The sequence below is a fragment of the Plantactinospora sp. ZYX-F-223 genome, from assembly GCF_039649625.1.
Taxonomy (GTDB): domain Bacteria; phylum Actinomycetota; class Actinomycetes; order Mycobacteriales; family Micromonosporaceae; genus Plantactinospora.
Genome location: NZ_JBDJAV010000040.1, coordinates 18,287 through 37,041, shown reverse-complemented (window position 1 = coordinate 37,041; position 18,755 = coordinate 18,287). Strand labels below are relative to the sequence as shown.

The 18,755-nt window shown below is 72.4% G+C and carries 14 protein-coding genes; 5 read left to right on the top strand and 9 right to left on the bottom strand.

What is annotated here, in order from left to right; translation table 11 throughout:
* Window positions 1–467: 467 nt before the first annotated feature.
* Both AAH979_RS32085 and AAH979_RS32080 read left to right on the top strand, forming a co-directional pair.
* The gene (locus AAH979_RS32085; protein ID WP_346261883.1) at window positions 468–1,964 is read left to right on the top strand and encodes a GH1 family beta-glucosidase; all 1,497 of its coding nucleotides are present in this window, start codon (window positions 468–470) and stop codon (window positions 1,962–1,964) included.
* 148 nt (window positions 1,965–2,112) lie between these two features.
* Window positions 2,113–3,141 (top strand): phosphotransferase, encoded by a 1,029-nt coding sequence (locus AAH979_RS32080; RefSeq protein ID WP_346261882.1) that lies wholly within the window; start codon window positions 2,113–2,115, stop codon window positions 3,139–3,141.
* A gap of 41 nt (window positions 3,142–3,182) precedes the next feature.
* Here the strand turns inward: AAH979_RS32080 and AAH979_RS32075 are convergent, their stop codons facing one another.
* From AAH979_RS32075 to AAH979_RS32065, 3 genes are all read right to left on the bottom strand, one after another.
* The gene (locus AAH979_RS32075) at window positions 3,183–3,605 is read right to left on the bottom strand and encodes a roadblock/LC7 domain-containing protein (protein ID WP_130462551.1); all 423 of its coding nucleotides are present in this window, start codon (window positions 3,603–3,605) and stop codon (window positions 3,183–3,185) included.
* Window positions 3,602–6,046 carry a nitrate- and nitrite sensing domain-containing protein gene (locus AAH979_RS32070; RefSeq protein WP_346261881.1) on the bottom strand — a complete coding sequence of 815 codons (2,445 nt, stop codon included), beginning with the start codon at window positions 6,044–6,046 and terminating at the stop codon, window positions 3,602–3,604. Before AAH979_RS32070 ends, AAH979_RS32075 begins: the two co-directional genes overlap by 4 nt.
* 215 nt (window positions 6,047–6,261) lie before the next feature.
* Entirely contained in the window at window positions 6,262–7,674 is a 1,413-nt protein-coding gene (locus AAH979_RS32065; RefSeq protein WP_346261880.1) for an FGGY family carbohydrate kinase, read from the bottom strand.
* A 310-nt stretch (window positions 7,675–7,984) separates the two neighbouring features.
* On the opposite strand from AAH979_RS32065, the gene AAH979_RS32060 reads away from it, so the two are divergent.
* Window positions 7,985–10,066 (top strand): chorismate-binding protein, encoded by a 2,082-nt coding sequence (locus AAH979_RS32060; protein WP_346261879.1) that lies wholly within the window; start codon window positions 7,985–7,987, stop codon window positions 10,064–10,066.
* A gap of 123 nt (window positions 10,067–10,189) precedes the next feature.
* On the opposite strand, the gene AAH979_RS32055 is transcribed toward AAH979_RS32060, so the two are convergent.
* Window positions 10,190–11,380 carry a winged helix-turn-helix transcriptional regulator gene (locus AAH979_RS32055; RefSeq protein WP_346261878.1) on the bottom strand — a complete coding sequence of 397 codons (1,191 nt, stop codon included), beginning with the start codon at window positions 11,378–11,380 and terminating at the stop codon, window positions 10,190–10,192.
* Window positions 11,381–11,449: 69 nt separating this feature from the next.
* Here AAH979_RS32055 and AAH979_RS32050 point away from each other — a divergent pair, with 69 nt between their 5' ends.
* Window positions 11,450–12,118: a GNAT family N-acetyltransferase gene (locus tag AAH979_RS32050; RefSeq protein WP_346261877.1), complete on the top strand. Its 669-nt coding sequence runs from the start codon at window positions 11,450–11,452 to the stop codon at window positions 12,116–12,118.
* 42 nt (window positions 12,119–12,160) lie between these two features.
* Here AAH979_RS32050 and AAH979_RS32045 read toward each other — a convergent pair whose 3' ends face one another.
* The 5 genes from AAH979_RS32045 to AAH979_RS32025 form a co-directional block, all read right to left on the bottom strand.
* Window positions 12,161–13,021, bottom strand: a complete 861-nt coding sequence (locus tag AAH979_RS32045) for a DMT family transporter (RefSeq protein ID WP_346261876.1) — start codon at window positions 13,019–13,021, stop codon at window positions 12,161–12,163.
* A 265-nt stretch (window positions 13,022–13,286) separates the two neighbouring features.
* Entirely contained in the window at window positions 13,287–14,495 is a 1,209-nt protein-coding gene (ugpC, locus tag AAH979_RS32040; RefSeq protein WP_346261875.1) for a sn-glycerol-3-phosphate ABC transporter ATP-binding protein UgpC, read from the bottom strand.
* Between the two features lie 7 nt (window positions 14,496–14,502).
* Window positions 14,503–15,342, bottom strand: coding sequence for a carbohydrate ABC transporter permease (locus AAH979_RS32035; RefSeq protein ID WP_346261874.1), 840 nt, complete (start codon window positions 15,340–15,342; stop codon window positions 14,503–14,505).
* Entirely contained in the window at window positions 15,342–16,319 is a 978-nt protein-coding gene (locus tag AAH979_RS32030; RefSeq protein ID WP_346261873.1) for a sugar ABC transporter permease, read from the bottom strand. The genes AAH979_RS32035 and AAH979_RS32030 overlap by 1 nt, the downstream gene beginning before the upstream one ends.
* A 156-nt stretch (window positions 16,320–16,475) precedes the next feature.
* Window positions 16,476–17,762, bottom strand: a complete 1,287-nt coding sequence (locus AAH979_RS32025; protein ID WP_346261872.1) for an ABC transporter substrate-binding protein — start codon at window positions 17,760–17,762, stop codon at window positions 16,476–16,478.
* Between the two features lie 523 nt (window positions 17,763–18,285).
* On the opposite strand from AAH979_RS32025, the gene AAH979_RS32020 reads away from it, so the two are divergent.
* On the top strand, window positions 18,286–18,717 hold the full coding sequence (locus AAH979_RS32020) for a hypothetical protein (protein ID WP_346261871.1): 432 nt from the start codon (window positions 18,286–18,288) through the stop codon (window positions 18,715–18,717).
* Window positions 18,718–18,755: the final 38 nt, after the last annotated feature.

Genomic DNA, 18,755 nt, shown 5'->3' with positions numbered 1-18,755 from the left:
AGGGCTGAGGGCGGGCCAGCCCGGACTCCGCCGTCAGCCAGCTCACCACCGTCGGAAGGAGGTGGAACCAGAGCCACTCGCGTGGCCCGGCTCCCGCGCGGCACGCACGACCTGGACGCCAATTCCGTTCGTGCGTGTTTGTAACTCACGCTGGGGACGGGGGTTGCCCTCCCCGTCCCCACACTAACCCCCCGCCAACGACGGGAAAATCGGTCATCGGTACAGCGTCTCGACGCCGAACCGGTCGATCGGCTGCGTCATCGGCACCTCGAACGGCGACCGGCCTCGTCGCGACGCGACGAACGGTCGCCGTGGTCATGGTGCACGTGGGGACGGGCAATGGACGAGGCCCAGACCCGCCATTGCCATCCGAACATCCCATACGTACTCGCCCGGTAGATCGCTACGCTCTTGTATGGGAGCGCTCCCGGGCGTGGTGCGGAGGGCCCCACTCACGAGGAGACAGCATGTCCGTACTGACTCGGCGGCATCTGCTGCGCCGCGCCGCGTTGTCCGCCAGTGCCGTGCCGGCCGGCCGCCTGTCGACCAGCACCGCGGCGGCAGCCGCCGCCGGCGCGACGCTGGCCGGTTGCGACGCCGACCCCGAGGCCGACGACGAGCGACGTACGGCGCCGGACGCGCAGCTCGGACTCCGCTTTCCGGACGGCTTCGGGTGGGGCGCGGCCACCTCGGCGTACCAGATCGAGGGGGCGGCCAAGGACGACGGGCGGGGCGAGTCCGTCTGGGACACCTTCAGCCACACCCCGGGACGGGTCCGGGGTGGGGACACCGGCGACGTCGCCGCCGACCACTACCACCGGTACGTCGAGGACCTGGACCTGATGAAGGAGCTCGGGCTGCGGACGTACCGGTTCTCCATCTCCTGGCCACGCATCCAGGCCGACGGCACCGGCGCCCCCAACCAGCGCGGCCTCGACTTCTACCGGCGGCTGGTCGACGGCCTGCACGACCGGGGCATCGCCCCGATGGCCACGCTCTTCCACTGGGACCTGCCGCAGTCGCTGCAGGACATCGGCGGCTGGGAGTCCCGGGACGTCGCGTACCGCTTCGCCGACTACGCCGAGGCGATCTTCGAGGCGCTCGGCCCCAGCGTGCCGGTCTGGCTGACCATCAACGAGCCCAAGACGGTGGTGCAGAACGGCTACCTCCAGGGTCACCACGCCCCCGGGCTGCGCGAGCCGGACGCGGCCTACCTGGTCGCGCACCACCTGCAACTCGCGCACGGCCTAGCGGTACGCGCGCTGCGCGCCACCGGCAGCGACAGCCGGATCGGCCCCGCGCTGAACCTGCACCCCTGCTACCCGGCCGACGACGCCCCCGGGGTCGCCGAGGCGACCCGGCTCTACGACGGTTACGAGAACCGGCTCTACCTGGACTCCATCTTCAAGGGCGCCTATCCGGCCGACGTGCTGGCCGACCTGGGCCCGGCCAGCCGGATGGTCCGGGGAATCCGGGACGGCGACCTGGCGATCATCTCGTCTCCGGTGGACCTGCTCGCCGTGCAGTACTACACGCCGATCTACGTCACCGCTGACGGCGGCATGGTCCGCAAGTGGTCGACCTCGGAGGCGAGCTGGCAGCAGATCTTCCCCGACGGGATGTACGACATCCTGACCCGGGTGACCCGGGACTACGGCGACGTGCCGCTCACCGTCACCGAGAACGGGCTGCCCACCCCGGATCTGCTCGCCGGGGACGGCACGGTGGACGACATCGGCCGGATCGCCTTCCTCCGCGACCACCTGGCGGCCGCGCACCGGGCCATCGCCGACGGCGTGCCGCTGGAGAGCTACCACGTCTGGTCGCTGATGGACAACTTCGAGTGGAACGAGGGCTATGAACAGCGATGGGGATTGATCTATATTGACTTCCCCACCCAACGCCGGATCCCCAAGCGCAGCGCGCACTGGTACCGGCGGGTGATCGCCGACAACACCGTGTGACCCCCGAGCCGGCCGACCGGCCAGCACCGGACTCTCGTCAACCCCTCGCGGTCCGGCGGCGCCGCGGGTGCGGGACGCGGCGCGGTCCAGGTCGACGAGGTTCACCCGGGTGAGCACCGCCGCCCGACCGTACCGCCGAGGGGGTCGCATGGAGAACGAGAGCTCGACCAGGAGGCACGTCACCGAGGCCGAACTCCGGTCGCTGGTCCGGCGCGGCTTCGGCGACCGGACCGGGATCACCGACTGGCGGGAACTGACCGGCGGCACCTACAACGCGGCCTACGCCGTCACCCTCGGCGAGACCACCGAACTGGTACTCAAGGTCGCCCCGCCACCCGAGCTGAAGCTGCTCAGCCACGAGGTCGACCTGATGCGCACCGAGGTCGACTTCTACCGCCGGGCCGCCCGGGTGGTGACCGCCGTACCCGAGGTCGTCTACGCCGACTTCAACCGGGACCTGATCGGCACCGACTTCGTCTTCCTCAGCCGGGTGGCCGGAACGGACCTGCACCGCAGCCGGGACGACCTGACCCCGGCGCAGCTCGCCACCGTACGCGGTGAGATCGCCGCGCACGCGGCCCGGCTGCACACCGTCACCGGTCCGGCGTACGGCTATCCGCTGCGCGGCAGCCGTAGCTGGCAGCCGTCCTGGCGGGCCGCCTTCGGCGCGATGGTCGACGACATCCTCGCCGACGCCCTCCGGCTGGGCAGCACGCTACCCGCCCCGCCGGACCGGATCGGCGACCTGCTGCGCCGGCACGCCGACGTCCTCGACGAGGTACGCCGCCCCGCCCTGGTGCACTTCGACCTCTGGGACGGCAACGTCTTCGTCGCCGCCGATCCTGCCGGCACCGTCCGGGTGACCGGCCTGATCGACGGCGAACGGGCCTTCTTCGGCGACCCGCTGGCCGAACTGGTCTCGATGACGCTCTTCCGCGAACTGGACGACGAACCGGAGATCCTCGCCGGCTACGCCTCCGCCGGACACGGTCGGCTCGAACTGACCACGACGTCCCGCCGCCGGCTCACCCTCTACACCATCTATCTCTATCTCATCATGTGCATCGAAGGCGCCACCCGGGGCTGGGACGGCCCGGAACGCGCCGAGTACGAACGATGGCTCGCCGGGCAGCTCGACGCGCAACTCGGCCGGCTGGGCCAGGTCCGGCGGGCCTGAGACGACACCACACCGTCGCCCCGGCGACCGGACGCGGCCGGTCAGCGGGGCAGCGCCTGCTGGAGTTCGGCCCGCAGCGCCGGTGTCAGCATCTCACCGGCCGCCTTGGCCAGCTTCGCCATCTCGTACCCCACCACGCCGATATCGGCGTCGTTGGCGGCGAGGGTGGCCAGGATCGAACCGTCCCGGATCTGCATGACCAGGAAGTAGCCCCGACCCATCTCGACCACCGTCTGCTTGACGATGTCGCCGTCGAACATCTCCGCGGCCCCGGTGGTGATGCTGGACAACCCGGAGGTGACCGCGGCGAGCTTGTCGGCGTGGTCCCGGGGCAGGTGCTCGGAGACCGCCACCAGCAGTCCGTCGGCGGAGACCACGATGGCGTGCGCCACCCCGGGTACCCGTTCCGTGAACCCGCTCACCAGCCAGTTCAGATCCCGTGCCTCTTGACTGAGCGTGCTCAATACTTCTCCTCTTCGGTGCGCGCGCCGGCCGGCGCCATGGGTATCACCATCGTGTCCTCCGCCTCGGCCCGCCGGAGACCACCGTAGTACCGGGACAACATGCCGCCCACCTGCTCCGGATCCGGCGCCTCGCGCTGGACCGGCGGCCTGGATCGGGCCGGCTCGTTCTTCGCCCGCAGTTGGGCCATCGGCACTCGGATCGGCAGTCCGTTGGCGTTGGTCCCGCCGGTCACCGGTACCGCCGGCGGGGCGTTCCCGGTGGCCAGCGCCCCGGTCGGCGCCGCGCCGGCGGCGTTGGTCGGCGGCGGCGTGCTCCCCCTGCCCTGCCGGGACCACCAGGTGCTGGACGGCGCGGAACCGGCACCGGCGGCCATCCCGAGCACGTCCTCGGCCCGGGTCGGTGTCTCCCGGCGGCCCGTCCGGCGGAGCTGGCCGCCGTCGGCGCCGCCCTCGCCCGTGGCCGGCGGACGCGTGCCGTTCGAGCCGGCCGCCGCACCCGCGACGAGTTCGAGCATCCGCCGTCCCGGGCCGCCGGCCGGATCCGCCGGCGGAGCCGGGGCGAGCAGGCTGGCCGGCAGCACGACCGCCGCCACCAGGCCGCCCTGCCCGGTGGTCCGCAACCGGACCCGGACGCCCTGCCGGGCGGCCAGGTGGCTGACCACGAACAGACCCATCCGCTCCGATGCCGCGACGTCCGCGGCCGGCGGTACCGCGAGCACCTGATTGGCCCGCTCCAGCGCGGTCGGGCTCATGCCGAGACCCTGGTCGACGATCTCCACCCGGACGCTGCCGTCCGGTTGCCCGGCGGCGTCGACCTGCACGACGGTGTCCGGGCGGGAGAACGACGAGGCGTTCTCCAGTAGCTCGGCGAGCAGGTGCACCAGGTCGGCGACGGCGTGCCCGACGACGTACAGCTCGTCGGCGACGTCGTGCCGGATCCGCTGGTACTGCTCGATCTCGGCGACCGCGGCCAGCATCACCGTGCCGAGCAGTACCGGACGGTTCCACCGCCGGGTCGCCTCGGTGCCGGCCAGCACCAGCAGGCTGTCGTCGTTACGGCGCATGCGGGCGGCGAGATGGTCCAGCTTGAACAGGTTGTCGAGCTGGTCCGGGTCGCTCTCGTCCTGCTCCAGCTCGTCCAGCAGCTCCAACTGCCGCTCGACCAGCACCTGGCTGCGTCGGGCCAGGTTGACGAACATGGCGTTGACGTGTCGGCGCATCACCGCCTGCTCCAGCGCCACCGTCACCGCGCTGCGGTGCACCGCCACGAAGGCCTCGGCCACCTCGCCGATCTCGTCCATCGACCGGACGTCGGCCGGCGGCACCTCGAACTCGGCGGCGACCGGATCGACCGTACGCAGCCGTTCCAGGGTCTCCGGCAGCTCGACCTGGGCGACCCGCAACGCCTGGCCGCGCAGCATCCGCAGCGACCGGGCAACGGAGCGGCCGATCGCGATCGAGGTGAACAGGGCGGCCAGCAGTACACCCAGCACGCCGACCGCGGTGAGCAGCGTCCGGCGCAACTGCTCGGCGCTGCGGGAGTCCGCCAGCGCCACCGCGTCGTCGACCGCACCCGCCTCGACCTGCCGGAGCAGCTCCTGGCGCTGCTGGCTGATCGTCCACCAGCGGCCCGGTTCGAGCACGGCGGCGGTGCGCCCACCGGCGGAGAAGGTGGTCTCCTCCATCCGGACCGCGGCCACGAAGTTCGGATCGGTCGAGACCTGGTCGTACCGCTCGATCTGCCGGTCGGTGGCCGAGAGCCGGAAGCCGGCGAGGCCGGTGAGCTGCTGTGCCCGCAGGTCGGTCAGCGTGACCAGGTCGGTCTGGTCGTACCGGCCGGCCCGGGCGGCGGCGTAGAGCTGCCCGCGGATCCGCGAGTTGATCTCCTTGACCTGGGCGAACTCGACGTACCGCAGCACCGCGTCGGTCAGGTCGGCACGGTCCGCGCCGGGCGAGGGCTCGGCCAGCAGCACCAGCAGCACCTCGATGGTCCGGTCGTACTCGGCCAGCACCGGGTCGGGGTTGGAGCCGGCCGCCGGCACCGAGGCCCGCACCTCCGGCAGCCGGTCGAGTGCGTCGTCGACCCGGTCGAAGGAGATCCGCCAGGACGCCTCACCCCGGGCCAGCGGCGACGCCGCCGCTCGGAACCGGTCGAGCGCGCGGTCGGCGACCGGGTATACCGACTCCAGCGCCGGCAGCGGGCGGCCGGGCTCGACCGGCGGCGCCGAGCCGGTGCTCAGCGCGGCCAGCTCGCCGGCGGTCTGGTCCCGCTCGCGCTGCAACTCGTGCACCAGCGTCGTGATCTCGCGGCCGACCGCCACCTGGTCGGCGAACTCGTCGAGCAGGTCCGCCTGGCTCACCAACGCGCTGGTCTGCGCTCCGGCGAGCACCAGGAACGCGACCGACGGGACCACGAGGACGGCGCCCAGCTTGGTACGCATCCGCCAGTCCCGCAACCGAAAGGGGGACCTGCGGCGATGTGGTACCACCCGGACGTCGAGACGGCGCCGGCGGTGACGCGAGACGGCGCCGTGTGACGGGTCCGGGGCAACAGCCACCATGCCTCCTACCGTCCTCGATGCGGGGCGCGCCAAGGAGCGGAGCTATTTCAATTCAGGCCCGGACCTGCTGTCAATGATCAGGGGGGCGGTACAGCTCACGAAGGATACTGCGGGTGATCAGATCTTGTCGCTGTCGCCGACTCGTGCTCATCCGTCCGGACGATGCGCTCAAGGCCGGACGCGCCGTCGAGCCGACCGATCGCCACCAGAGCGGCGCCGACCGCACCGATCTCCGGATTCCGGACGTGGTGTACCTCCCGGGGGGCCAGCGCGACCGAGAAGGAACGCCGCCACCACCCGGACGCGGCGACGGCCCCGCCACCGAGGACGACCTGGACCGAGTTATCCAGGGTGGACTCGATCGCCGTGACCCCTACCGCCACCTGGCGACAGAGTGCGTCCATCAGTCCGGCCAGGATGTCCACCGCGGTGGTGTTGAAGCCGAGCCCGGACAGCGCGCCGGAGCCGGCCGGGGCGAGCCCGGGTGGACGGTCGCCGCCCAGCTGGGGATCGGCCGGTACGCCGTCGCCGGGCGGCACCCGGGCCAGGGCCCGGTCGAGGTCCGCCCCCTCCGGCAGCTTCATCTCCCGCCGGACCCAGGCGTAGAGGTTGCCGCCGCCGGAGAAGGCGGTACCGGTCACCACGTGCTCGTGGTCCACCCGGTAGCGCCACAGCTCCTCCGGCAACGGCGGCAGCTCGCCACCCGCCGGGGCGGGCTGGACCAGCCGGACCGCCGCCGAGGTGCCGACGGTGACCGCCGCGCGCCGGCTGTCGTAGCAGCCGGAGCCCACGTTGGAGGCGGCACCGTCGCCGCTCGGCGGGGCCCAGCGGGCGGCCCGGAGCGCCGGCCAGCGCCGGGCGTACCCGGGCCGGAGCCGGCCGTGCCAGGCCAGCGGAGCCAGCGTCGGCAGCTCGCCCGGGCGTACCCGGGCCAGCTCGCACGCCTCGGTGTCCCAGTCCAGGGTGCGCAGGTCGAGCAGGCCGGTGCCGGAGGCCTGGGAGACCGACATGACCGCCTCGTCCAGCAGCGTGCCGAAGACGTACTCGATCAGGCCGACAAAGCGGATCTTGTCGTCGCCGCACCGCTCCCGCAGCCAGGGCAGCCGGACCGACCAGTAGAACCGGTGCCACCAGGTGCCGGTACGTCGGTGGTAGTCGTCCGGATCCACCGGCCCGGCCGCCCCGGCCGGCGGGGTGGGGCGGGTGTCCAACCAGGTCAGCACCGGGCCGAGTGGATCGCCGGCGGCGTTCAGCGGCACCACCGAGTGCCACTGCGCCGAGGCGACGACCAGTTCCACCCCGTCGAGGTGGTCCGCCCCGGCCAGCTCGTCGAGGCACTCGACCAGGGCGGCGAGGTAGGCCGGCCCGTCCAGGGTGGCCCGACCGTCGTCCCCGATCGTGACCTCGGCCGGTCGCCGGGCCAGCGCACCGGGCAGCGGCCGGGCGGCCGCGTCCAGCACCAGGCCGCGCACCGACGACGTACCCAGGTCGAGAGCGAGAATCCTCATCGACGAAAACCGTACCCGTTCGTCGCTGCCGACCAGGGCAAGGTCGCGCGGTACCGGCCGGACGGGCCCCGCGCCGGCCCGGGTCGCCCACCTGGTGGACAGGTGCGCCGAAGGGGGTGCCGGCCCGGCCGGCGCTGCCCTAGACTCGGGCCGTGCTCGCGCGACTCAACTCCTGGTGGCCCGCCATCCCGGCGGCCGACCTCCGCGCGTAGCAATCTTCCACGCGGCCGCCCCACGCGGCGGCCGCCAGGGTTCCCCCACGCCTCTCCGGCCACCGCTCGGGACGGCCCCCGGCTGTGAGGGACGACCGATGACCCTGCTCAACCACCTGCTCCGCACCATCGCGAGCGGCGCCGACCCCGGCCCGTTCGCCCTGCTGCGCCGGGACGGCGCCACCGGCCTCGAGGTCTTCACCGGTGTGCCGCACACCGTCGCCAGGCTCGCCGACATCCCCCTGCCGGCCGGGCCGGCCGGCCCACGCACCCTCGCCGTGGTGCCGTACCGGCAGGTCGCCGAGCGCGGCTTCGCCTGTGTCGACGACGGCGCCCCGCTGGAGTGCCTGGTGCTCGACGAGCCCGAGCGGGTCCCGCTGGCCGACGCGCTGGCGGCCCTGCCCGAGGTACCGGTACCGGTCCGCGACGCCGGCTTCGACATCGCCGACCCGGAGTACGCGGAGATCGTCGCTCGGGTGCTGCGCGACGAGATCGGCCGGGGCGAGGGGGCGAACTTCGTGATCCACCGCTCCTACCTCGGCACTCTGGCCGGTCCCCCGCTGCCGGCGGCGCTGGCCGCGCTGCGCCGGCTGCTCACCGGGGAACGCGGCGCGTACTGGACGTTCCTGGTGTACACCGGCCGGCGGATCCTGGTCGGTGCCTCACCGGAACGGCACGTCAGCGTCGAGGACGGCCTGGTCATGATGAACCCGATCAGCGGTACGCTGCGCCACCCGGGCCGGCCGGCGGACCGGGAGGAGCTGCTGCGCTTCCTCGCCGATCCCAAGGAGATCGACGAGCTGTACATGGTGCTCGACGAGGAACTGAAGATGATGGCGACCGTGGCTGAGCAGGGTGGCCAGGTGATCGGGCCGTACCTCAAGGAGATGGCGCACCTGACGCACACCGAGTACCTGCTGGCCGGGCGCGGCTCGCTGGACGTCCGGGAGGTGCTCCGGGAGACGATGTTCGCGCCGACCGTCACCGGCAGTCCGATGGAGAACGCCTGCCGGGTGATCGCCCGGCACGAGCGGCGCGGCCGCGGCTACTATGCGGGCGTACTGGCGCTGCTCGGCTTCGACGAGGCCGGGCGGCAGACCCTGGACGCGCCGATCCTGATCCGTACCGCCGAGATCTCGCCGGCCGGCGAGCTGCGGGTGCCGGTCGGCGCGACCCTGGTGCGGCACTCCACCGCCGCCGCCGAGGTGGCCGAGACGCACGCCAAGGCGGCCGGGGTGCTGACCGCGCTGGGGTTGCGGCCGGAGCCGGCGGCCCCCGGCGACCGGGCCGGCGACGCCACCGGCACCGGCGTGGTCGGTGTCGCGTCCGCGCCGGCCGCCGAACCGGCACCGGCCGCGGAGGTCCGGCTCGCCGACGACCCGGCGGTACGGGCCGCGCTGGCCGCCCGCAACACCGGGCTCGCCCCGTTCTGGCTGGAGCAGCGGACGCCGGGCGCCACGGTACGACCGGAGTTCGCCGGCCGGCGGGTGGTGGTGGTCGACGGGGAGGACACCTTCACCGGCATGCTCGCGCACCAACTGCGGGCGCTCGGCCTGACCGTGACGGTACGCCCCTGGGCCGGGGTCGCCGAGCCGGGCGGATTCGATCCGGCCAGCGCCGACCTGACGGTGCTGGGCCCCGGACCGGGCGACCCGGGGCACCCGACCGACCCGAAGATGGTCGCCCTGCGCCGCCTGGTCGGCCGGCTGCTCGACAGCGGGTCACCGACCCTCGGCGTCTGCCTCGGCCACCAGATGCTGGCCGCCCGACTCGGCCTGACCCTGCACCGGCGCACCGCGCCCTACCAGGGGCTGTGCCGGGACGTCACGCTCTTCGACACCGTCGCGCGGGTCGGCTTCTACTCCAGCTACACCGCGCTGGCCGACACCGACGGGCTGGACACGGCGTACGGGCCGGTGCGGTTGGCCCGGGACCCGGTCGACGGTGCGGTGCACGCGCTGCGCGGGCCGACGTACGCCGGGGTGCAGTTCCATCCCGAGTCGGTGCTGAGCCGGGACGGGATGGCAGTGCTGACCGAGGTGGTGGGCCGGTTGCTCCCGACCCCGGCCGGGTCGTCCCCGGCCTCCGGGGCTTCCCGGGCACCGGCGCCGGGGGCGGCGATGCCGCCGGGAGCGGGGCGGGGCGAGAGCGGGGCGCATACATCCCGGTATCCCGGGTAGGCATTGCCAAGCCGGTGGTCCGGGCGGGTTGAGAGCCCTCGCCCGGGCCGCCGGTCCACTTGATCCCGATCACCGGGTCGCCGGGAGCCAGCCGGACCGGGCCGCGACCGGGCCCGCCGGGGGTCACACCGCCGCCGAGTCAGGTCCCGGACGGCGCCCGGGTCGACCTTCGCGGCGAGCGGACCGGCCGGCGCCGGGGACCGTCCGGGATCGGCGAGCACCGGTCCGGTCGTGCTGCCCGGCCCAGGTGTCGAGGCCGGTCAGCACGCTGCGGAGCCCGGCACCGCGCTCGGTGAGGGCGTAGCTGATCCGGGTGGGCGGGCCGGAGTCCACCTGGCGGCGCAGCAGTCCCTCGTCGGCGAGTTCGCGCAGCCGTTCGGTGAGCACCCGCCGGGAGACGCCGGGCAGGGCCTCGACGAGATCGCGGAACCGTGCCTCGCCGTGGCCGAGCACGTGCAGCAGGTCGAGGACCCAGCGCCGGCCGAGCAGTTCCAGTGCCGCCGAGGTGGCCGCGGGAAGCCGTCGGTCCGGAGTAGTGGTTACTTTTTCGAACCTGGTTTCCTCGTTGGTCGTCACCTGCTCGGGCCGGCCGGCCGGAGCGGGCTCGTCTGCCAAGAAGACGGCGATGCCGTCGAGCACCCGACCCAGGCCGAACTCGAAGTCCTGCCGTACGGACGCCGGAGCGGCGCCGACCTGCCTGGTCAGCCGGGACAGCAGCGGAAACCGCCCGGTGTCGAGCAGCCGGGTCAGGGTGGCCATCTCGGCCGCCCACCACTGCTCGATGCTCACCCCGGTCCGCCGCTCGTCCTCGGCCTCGGTCTGGACGTACCGGGCCGCACCCTGCACGTAGTCACTGACCGTGAGGTAGACCTGGACCATCGTCGCCGGGTCGAGCCCGAAGCCGTCCACGGCGGCCAGCACCCATTCCACGCTGGCCAGCACGTTCGGCCCGAGCGGCGGTCGCCCGGTGCCCGCGACGATCGGCAGTACCCACGGATGCCGCTGGTACATCGCCCACTCCCGGCGGGCGGAGAGCTCGATCCTGGCCCGCCAGCCGGCCGGGCCCGGCTCCGGATAGTCGATCTCGCCGAAGACGTCCTCCACCATCAGGTCGACCAGCTCGGCCTTGCCCGGCACGTACCGGTAGAGCGACATCACCCCGGCGTCCAGGGCGGCGGCGACCCGCCGCATCGAGAGGGTGGCCAGGCCGTACGCGTCGGCGAGCCCGACCGCCACCCGTACGATGCGGTCCAGGTTCAGCCCCGCGCCGGTCCCGGCGTCGTCACCGTCGCCTTCCATCCACTCCCCGCCCACCGTCGCTACACAGTACGCACGCTCGCGTACACTGTACCCACAGTACCCTGCGAGCGTGACGAGGTGACGATGACCGAGACGATGACGGTACGCCCGGCCGAGCCGGCCGATGCCCGGGCGATCGCCGCCACGGTGGGCCGGGCCGGCCAGGACGAGGCGGTGTTGAGCTGGGTGGTGCCGGAGGAGAGCGCCCGCCAGGCGTGTGCACAGGCATGGGTCGAGTTCGCCTCCGACTGGGTCGGCGGGGCGCTGGAGGCCGGCGAGATCCTGTTGGCGGACGGCGAGCCGACCGGGATCGGTGGCCTGTCGGTGTGGGAGTTCCGGGCCGGCGACCGAACCGGATCAGCGGCCGCCGCGGACCCGGCCCGGGACGAGCAGCAGGCCGCCTTCCTCGCCCGGGCCTACGGCCAGTACGCGCCCCGGATGGCCCTGGTCGGCGAACTGATCGCCGCCCGCCACCCCGATCGGGAACCACACTGGTATCTCCAGCAGATGGTGGTGCTGCCCGAGCTGCGCGGCCGGGGGCTCGGCGGCGCCATGCTCCGGCACCAACTCGCCCGGGCCGACGCGGACGGGATCGGCTGCTATCTGGAGGCGAGTTCACCGCGCAACCGCGCACTCTACGAGCGGTACGGCTTCCGGGCCCAGGGCGAACCGATCCAGTTGCCGGACGGCGGCCCGACGCTCCAGCCGATGTGGCGGGATCCCCGGCCCGCCCCCACCGCGGCCGGGAACTGAGCCCCGTCCCGTCCACGGCCGGGAAGTGAACGCCGGGGCCGCTCAGCCGCCCTCGTAGCCTTCCCGGCCGGTGGACCGGGTGCTGGCCAGCCAGATCCCGAAGCCCATCGCCAGCACCGCGGGCACCTCGACCAGGAGCCGGAGTCCACCGAACGACAGCGTCTCGTGGAACGCCGTCACCCCGATGACGACGCTGGCCACCGGGTCCACCAGGGTGATCGAGGTGAGTGGCGCGGCCAAGGGACCGTTCTGGAAGGCGTTCTGGTTCAGCGCCACCGAGGCGAACCCGACCACGGCCAGCGCGTACAGGTGCCAGTCGGTCAGCGTCGAGAGCGGGTCGTCGGTGACCCGGTCGGCGACGGACTTCAGCAGCGACGCGGTGCCGGCGTAGAGCAGCCCGCTGGCGATCCCGAGCAGCGTTCCCCGGGCGGCGCCGGTGGCCCGGTGGGCGAGAAGCAGGCAGATCCCGACCAGGGCGCCGCCGATCAGCGCGACTCCGAGCCAGCCCATCAGGGACGGCTGGGACACCCCCGCCCGGGGCCGGGCGGCGCCGAGGAAGGCGGCGAGCCCGAAGACACAGGCGGCGACCGCGGTGACGTCGCGCGGATGCGGCCGGCGGTGGTCGAGGGCCGCCTCCAGCGGGATCGCCAGGAACATCCCGCTGATCAGCAGCGGCTGGATCAGGGTCAGCGGCCCGAACCGCAGGGCGATCGCCTGCAGCACCGTACCGGCCAGGTCGGGGACCTTTGCCAGCAGCCAGCTCTTCCGGCGCAGCAGCCGGATGAGCAACCGCGGGTCGGCCGTCCCGTGCTGCGGTTCCCGGCGCGCGGCACGCTGTTGCAGGGCGGCCCCGAAGGCGAAGCAGACGGCGGAGCCGAGCGCCAGCGCGACCGCCGCGATCACGCGGCGGTCCCGGCCCCGCAGGGCGGCTCGTGCTCCGTACCCACACAACTACGCTACGTGTTGAAATCGCCGCTCACGGACGGTTCCGGGCGCCGGCCGTCCCACCCGCTCAGCCGCACGGTCCGGGTCGACAACATGGTGCCCGGACCGACCGGGAGGCTTCCCGTCCGGTCCGGGCACCGTCAGCGCGAGCGACCAGCCCGGCCGCCAGGACACCGTCGGCGCCGGGCGACCAGGCGCGGCCCGATCGCCACGCTCCGCAGGATCAGGAGGCGAGCGCTCCGGCGGCCCGGCCCTCGTGCAGGGTGAGGTTGCGTCCGTTCGACGGGTCGAACAGGTGGATCTTCTCCAGGTTGAACCAGAGCCGGTGGTTCTGCCCCTCGGTGACCGGGGACTCCGCCGACAGCCGGGTCACCAGGTTCGCCCCGCCGCCGCTGAACCCGTCCGCGCCCACGTCCGCGGCGAGTTCCTCCAGCTCCGCCGCGCTGGCCCGCTCACCGGAGACGGTGAGATAGACGTACTTGTCCGAGCCCATCGACTCGACGATCTCGACCGGCGCCTCGAACTCCATCCCCCGCTCCCGGGTCTGCTCGTCGACCAGCCCGGCATCCTCGAAATGCTCCGGACGGATGCCGAGGATCAGCTCCCGGGGGGCGTCCTCGGCCGCCAGCTCGCGCCGGAGCCGGTCGCCGAGGGGTACGTCGCCGACCGCCGTCCGCAGCCTGTCGTCCTCGACCGCGGCGTGCAGGAAGTTCATCGCCGGCGAGCCGATGAACCCGGCGACGAAGAGGTTCGCCGGGTGGTCGTACAACTCCTGGGGCGGGCCGACCTGCTGCACCGCACCGCCCCGCATGATCACCACCCGGTCGCCGAGGGTCATCGCCTCGGTCTGGTCGTGCGTCACGTACACCGTCGTGGTGCCGAGCTGCTTCTGCAACCGGGACACCACGGTACGCATCTGCACCCGCAACTTGGCGTCGAGGTTGGAGAGCGGCTCGTCCATCAGGAACGCCTTCGGGCTGCGGACGATCGCCCGCCCCATCGCCACCCGCTGGCGCTGCCCACCGGAGAGGTTCGCCGGCTTGCGGTCCAGCAGCGGGGTCAGCTCCAGCACCTTGGCCGCCTCGGCCACCTTCTGCTCGATGGTCGCCCTGTCCAGCTTGGCGAGCCGGAGCGGGAACGCCATGTTCTCCCGGACGGTCATGTTCGGATAGAGGGCGTACGACTGGAAGACCATCGCGATGTCCCGGTCCCGGGGTGCCTTGTCGTTGACCCGCTGCCCGTCGATGCGCAGTTCGCCCGAGCTGATGTCCTCCAGTCCGGCGATCATGTTGAGGGTGGTCGACTTCCCGCAGCCCGACGGGCCGACCAGGATGACGAACTCGCCGTCGGCGATCTCCAGGTCGACGTCCCGGACCGCGACCGTCCCGTCCGGGAAGCTCTTGCTCACCTTGTCCAGCACGATGTCAGCCACTGCGACCTCACCCCTTCACGGCGCCGGACGTCAGGCCCGACACGATGCGACGCTGGAAGAACAGCACGAACAGAATGATCGGAATCGTGATCACCACGGCGGCGGCGCAGATCGCCCCGGTCGGGTCCTCGAACTGCGACTCCCCGGTGAAGAACGACAGCGCCACCGGCACCGTGCGGGACCGCTCGGTCGAGGTCAGCGAGATCGCGAAGAGGAAGTCGTTCCAGCAGAAGATGAAGACCAGGATCGCGGTGGTGAAGACCCCGGGCGCGGCCAGCGGCGCGATCACCCGGCGGAACGCCTGCCCGGAGGTGGCGCCGTCCATCTTGGCGGCCTTCTCCAGGTCCCACGGGATCTGCTTGAAGAACGCCGACAGCGTGTAGATGGCCAGCGGCAGGGAGAAGGTGATGTACGGCAGGATCAACCCCGGCCAGGTGTCGAAGAGCCCGAGGGACCGCTCGATCTCGAACAGCGGCGAGACGAGCGAGACCTGCGGGAACATCGCGATCAGCAGGGAGACCCCGACCAGCGCCTTCTTGCCCGGAAAGTCCAGCCGGGCCACCGCGTACGCGGCCATGGTGCCGAGCACCACCGCGATGGTGGTGGCGATCAGGGCGATCCCGATCGAGTTGCCCAGAGCCCGGACGAACTGGTTGGTGGAGAAGATCGTGCGGTAGTTGTCCAGCGTCCACTCCCGAGGGATGAAGTTCCCGTCGGTGAGCGTGCCGGTGGTCTTGAACGACAGCGACGCGATCCACAGCACCGGGACCAGCGCGAAGACCACCACCACGAGGTCCAGCAGTCCCCATCGCCACTTCGCCGTGGCCGTGGTGTCGGTGGCGGCCATTAGCGTCTCCCCTCGTCCGTGCTGCCCGGGGCAGCGGTGCCGAACAGCTTCACGAAGACGAACGCGATGATCGCCACGGCCAGGAAGATCAGCACCGACATGGTCGACCCGATCCCGAGGTTGAGCCCGCGCATCAGGTTGTTGTAGGCGAGCATCGACACCGACGAGGTCTCGTTCGACCCGGCCGTCAGCACGAAGATGTTGTCGAAGACCCGGAACGCGTCCAGGGTGCGGAACAGCAGCGCCACCAGGATCGCCGGCTTCATCACCGGCAACATGACCTTGGTGAACCGCTGCCAGGCGGTGGCACCGTCCATCGAAGCGGCCTTGAGTAGGTCCTCCGGCACCAGCGCCAGGCCCGCCATCAGCAGCAGCGCCATGAACGGGGTGGTCTTCCAGATCTCCGCCAGCATGATGATCGCCAGTGCGCTGGCCCGTTCGGTCAGCGGCGCCCCCTCACCGAAGAGCGTGGCCAGATAACCGGTGCCGGGCGTCCAGGCGTACCGCCAGGAGAAGGCCGCCACCACCGTGACGATGCCGTACGGGATCAGCGCCGACGTGCGGACCAGCCCGCGCCCGACGATGGTCCGGTGCATCACGATGGCCAGTCCCATGCCCAGCACCAGCTCGACGGCGACCGTCACGACGGTGATCAGCATGGTCACCCCGAACGCGGTCCACCAGTAGTCGTTGGTCAGCACCGTGACGTAGTTGGCCAGCCCGACGAACTCCCGCTCGTCCGGGAACTTGAGGTCGAAGCGCTGCAACGACAGCCAGACGGAGTAGAGGATCGGATAGGCGGTCACCGCCAGCATCACCAACGCGGCCGGGGCGCAGAGCAGCCAGCCCAACCGGCGCTCGGCCCGCTTCCCCTCGCTCAGCACCGCCCGACCACCCCGGCCGCGCCGGGGCGCCGGGACCGCCGGGGTCGTACCGGCCCGCTCCACGGCGGTCGCGGTCTCGGTTTCCGTGCTCATGTCGGCACTCCGCTGCGCTCCGTGCCGCCATGAGGCACACCCGCACTGACCTGGCTGATTCGCTCACTTCGTTCGCTCATGTCGGCACTCCGCTGCGCTCCGTGCCGCCATGAGGCACACCCGCACTGACCTGGCTGATTCGCTCACTTCGTTCGCTCATGGCAGCACCCCCTTGGAATCGAGCGCGTCCTGCGTCGCCTCCCGCATCCGGTCCGCGGTCCGCTCCGGGTCGATCGACGACGGCGGGGAGAGCGTCGCCGACAGTACGGTCGAAATGTTCTGGTACGCCGGACTGCGCGGCCGGGTTGCCGGGTCCTTCAGCTCCTCGAGAATGGTGTCCCGCATCGGGTACGCCTCGGCCATCTCCGGCTCGGCGTAGACGCTCTCGATGGTCGGCGGTACCCCGTCGTTGATCGCGGAGAACTTCTGGTGCTCGGCGTCGCGCAGGCAGGACGCGGCGTCGAAGGACTCGTCGGGATGCCGGGAGTACCGGCTGACCCCCAGGTTGAACCCGCCGATCGTCACCTTGCTCGGTGTGCCCGGGTCCACTCCCGGGTAGCGGGCCCACTTCACCTTCTTCGCCAGTTCCGGGTCCGCCTCCTGCATCGCCGGATAGACGAAGGGCCAGTTGAGCTGGAAGGCGCCCGCCCCGGACTGGAAGTCGAGCCGCGCCTGGTCCTCGATGGTGTTCGAGAAGGAGGAGGTGGTGATCCCGGCGGTGGCGAAGTTGCGCAGCACCTCCAGCGCCCGGACGGCGCCGTCGTCGAAGACCGCCTTGCTGCCGTCGTCGTTGATGATCTGGCCGCCGGCGCTGGCCACCAGCGTGTTGTAGAGGACGACGAGCCCCTCGTACTGGGCGCCCATGGTGATCACCCGGTACGGCTGGCCCCTCCCCCGCAGATCCTGGGCCGCCCGGATCATCTCGTCCCAGGTACGCGGCGGCTGCGGCACCAGGTCGGAGCGGTACCAGAGCAGTTGCACGTTGGTGTTCTTCGGCGCGGCGTAGAGCTTGCCCTCGTACCGGGCCGTCTCCAGCGGGCCGGCCAGGGTGCCGCGCTCGGCCTCGACCCGGTGCTCGCCGGTCCACTCCAGCAGCCAGCCCGCGCTGGCGAACTCCTGGGTCCAGGTGACGTCCAGGCCCAGGATGTCCATGCCCGAGTCCTCGGCGGCCAGCCGGCGGACCAACTGCACCCGCTGGTCGTCGGCGGCCCGGGGCAGCACCCGGTACGCGATCCGGTACCGCCCGCCCGCCTTCGCGTTGCAGTCGTCGACCACCTTCTGGATGTTCTGCTCGGTGGTGTAGTAGAGGTTGATCGTCGGAATGCCGCCGTCCTCCCCGGAGCCGCAGGCAGCGAGCGGCACCAGCAGCGTCAGCCCCGTCAGCGCCGCCGCCAGCCGGAACCGGCGCCGCCGGATCCGGCCGCCCCGCTCGGGCTCAGTCATCTCGGCACCCCGCTGTCCTCCCGGCCGTTGTGCCGACGTCGGCCTCCGCCGATCGTGGCCGCCGGTGGCAGCCCGCCGGCCGCCTGTCGCGCGCCTGGTGACCGCTCATCACGCCGTCCTCCCTTATGACGGCCGGGGCGGGAACCGTCCCGGCACACGGCGAAAGCACCCCGCCTCCGGCCGCAGGCGAACCGCCGGACCGGGCGTAGGTGTCGAATACCCCCACTGCCCCGCCGCCCAGCGACCGAAACATCGACAAGCCTCAGCGCCGCAGCGCGCCGACCGTCACCCGAGCGACCGATCCCGGGTCCACTGTGATATTCCCGGCGGCCGGCGCCTCGGCTACCGTGGGTGCTACCTCCGGCGCCAGCAGGTCGCCGTCGATGCCGACAGGCCCGGTGGACCGGCCTCGGCGCCCGAGCGGCGGCCGGACCGGGCCGTCCGGAGCGGCAGTTCCGATAGGCGAAACGCGCCCCGTCCCCGCGATCCTTGGGCAGGATCGTCTGCAAGAGGAGGTGCCGCCGTGCAGAACACCCGGGCGCTCACCCTGTCCTTCGAGGTCAGCGGGCCGCCGCCGGTCAAGACCGAGGCGCTGTCGATCTTCGCGGCCGGGCACCGGCAGGCCGCCCGGGTCCGTACGCTGCTCCAGGCCGCCTGCGCCGCGGCGCAGCGCAGTGGCTGGACCGCGTTGACCGAGCCGGTCGCCCTGGAGATCGTGCTGCGCTGCCCGCCGGGTCGACGCACCTCCGACGCGGCGACCCTGATCGGCGGGATCGGCGCCGTGCTCCAGGACAAGAAGCGGGCCGCCGACATCGGCCTCGCCCACCTCGGCGTGCTCGCCGATGTCGCGCTGTACGTGGACGACCGGCAGATCCAGCGGGTCTCGTACCGGGAGGAGCCGGCCGAGGAGATGTCGTACCTGGTCCGGGTGAGCAGCCTGCCGCCCGTGGTGTGAGCCGGTCGCCGGGCGCCACCGGCAGCGGGCAGGACGCC

Bases quoted from the DNA above. Each gene is read 5' to 3' on its own strand.
- AAH979_RS32085 (WP_346261883.1), top strand. From the start codon at position 468: ATGTCCGTACTGACTCGGCGGCATCTGCTGCGCCGCGCCGCGTTGTCC.
- AAH979_RS32080 (WP_346261882.1), top strand. From the start codon at position 2,113: ATGGAGAACGAGAGCTCGACCAGGAGGCACGTCACCGAGGCCGAACTC.
- AAH979_RS32070 (WP_346261881.1), bottom strand. From the start codon at position 6,046: ATGCGTACCAAGCTGGGCGCCGTCCTCGTGGTCCCGTCGGTCGCGTTC.
- AAH979_RS32065 (WP_346261880.1), bottom strand. From the start codon at position 7,674: ATGAGGATTCTCGCTCTCGACCTGGGTACGTCGTCGGTGCGCGGCCTG.
- AAH979_RS32060 (WP_346261879.1), top strand. From the start codon at position 7,985: ATGACCCTGCTCAACCACCTGCTCCGCACCATCGCGAGCGGCGCCGAC.
- AAH979_RS32050 (WP_346261877.1), top strand. From the start codon at position 11,450: ATGACCGAGACGATGACGGTACGCCCGGCCGAGCCGGCCGATGCCCGG.
- AAH979_RS32035 (WP_346261874.1), bottom strand. From the start codon at position 15,342: ATGGCCGCCACCGACACCACGGCCACGGCGAAGTGGCGATGGGGACTG.
- AAH979_RS32030 (WP_346261873.1), bottom strand. From the start codon at position 16,319: ATGAGCACGGAAACCGAGACCGCGACCGCCGTGGAGCGGGCCGGTACG.
- AAH979_RS32025 (WP_346261872.1), bottom strand. From the start codon at position 17,762: ATGACTGAGCCCGAGCGGGGCGGCCGGATCCGGCGGCGCCGGTTCCGG.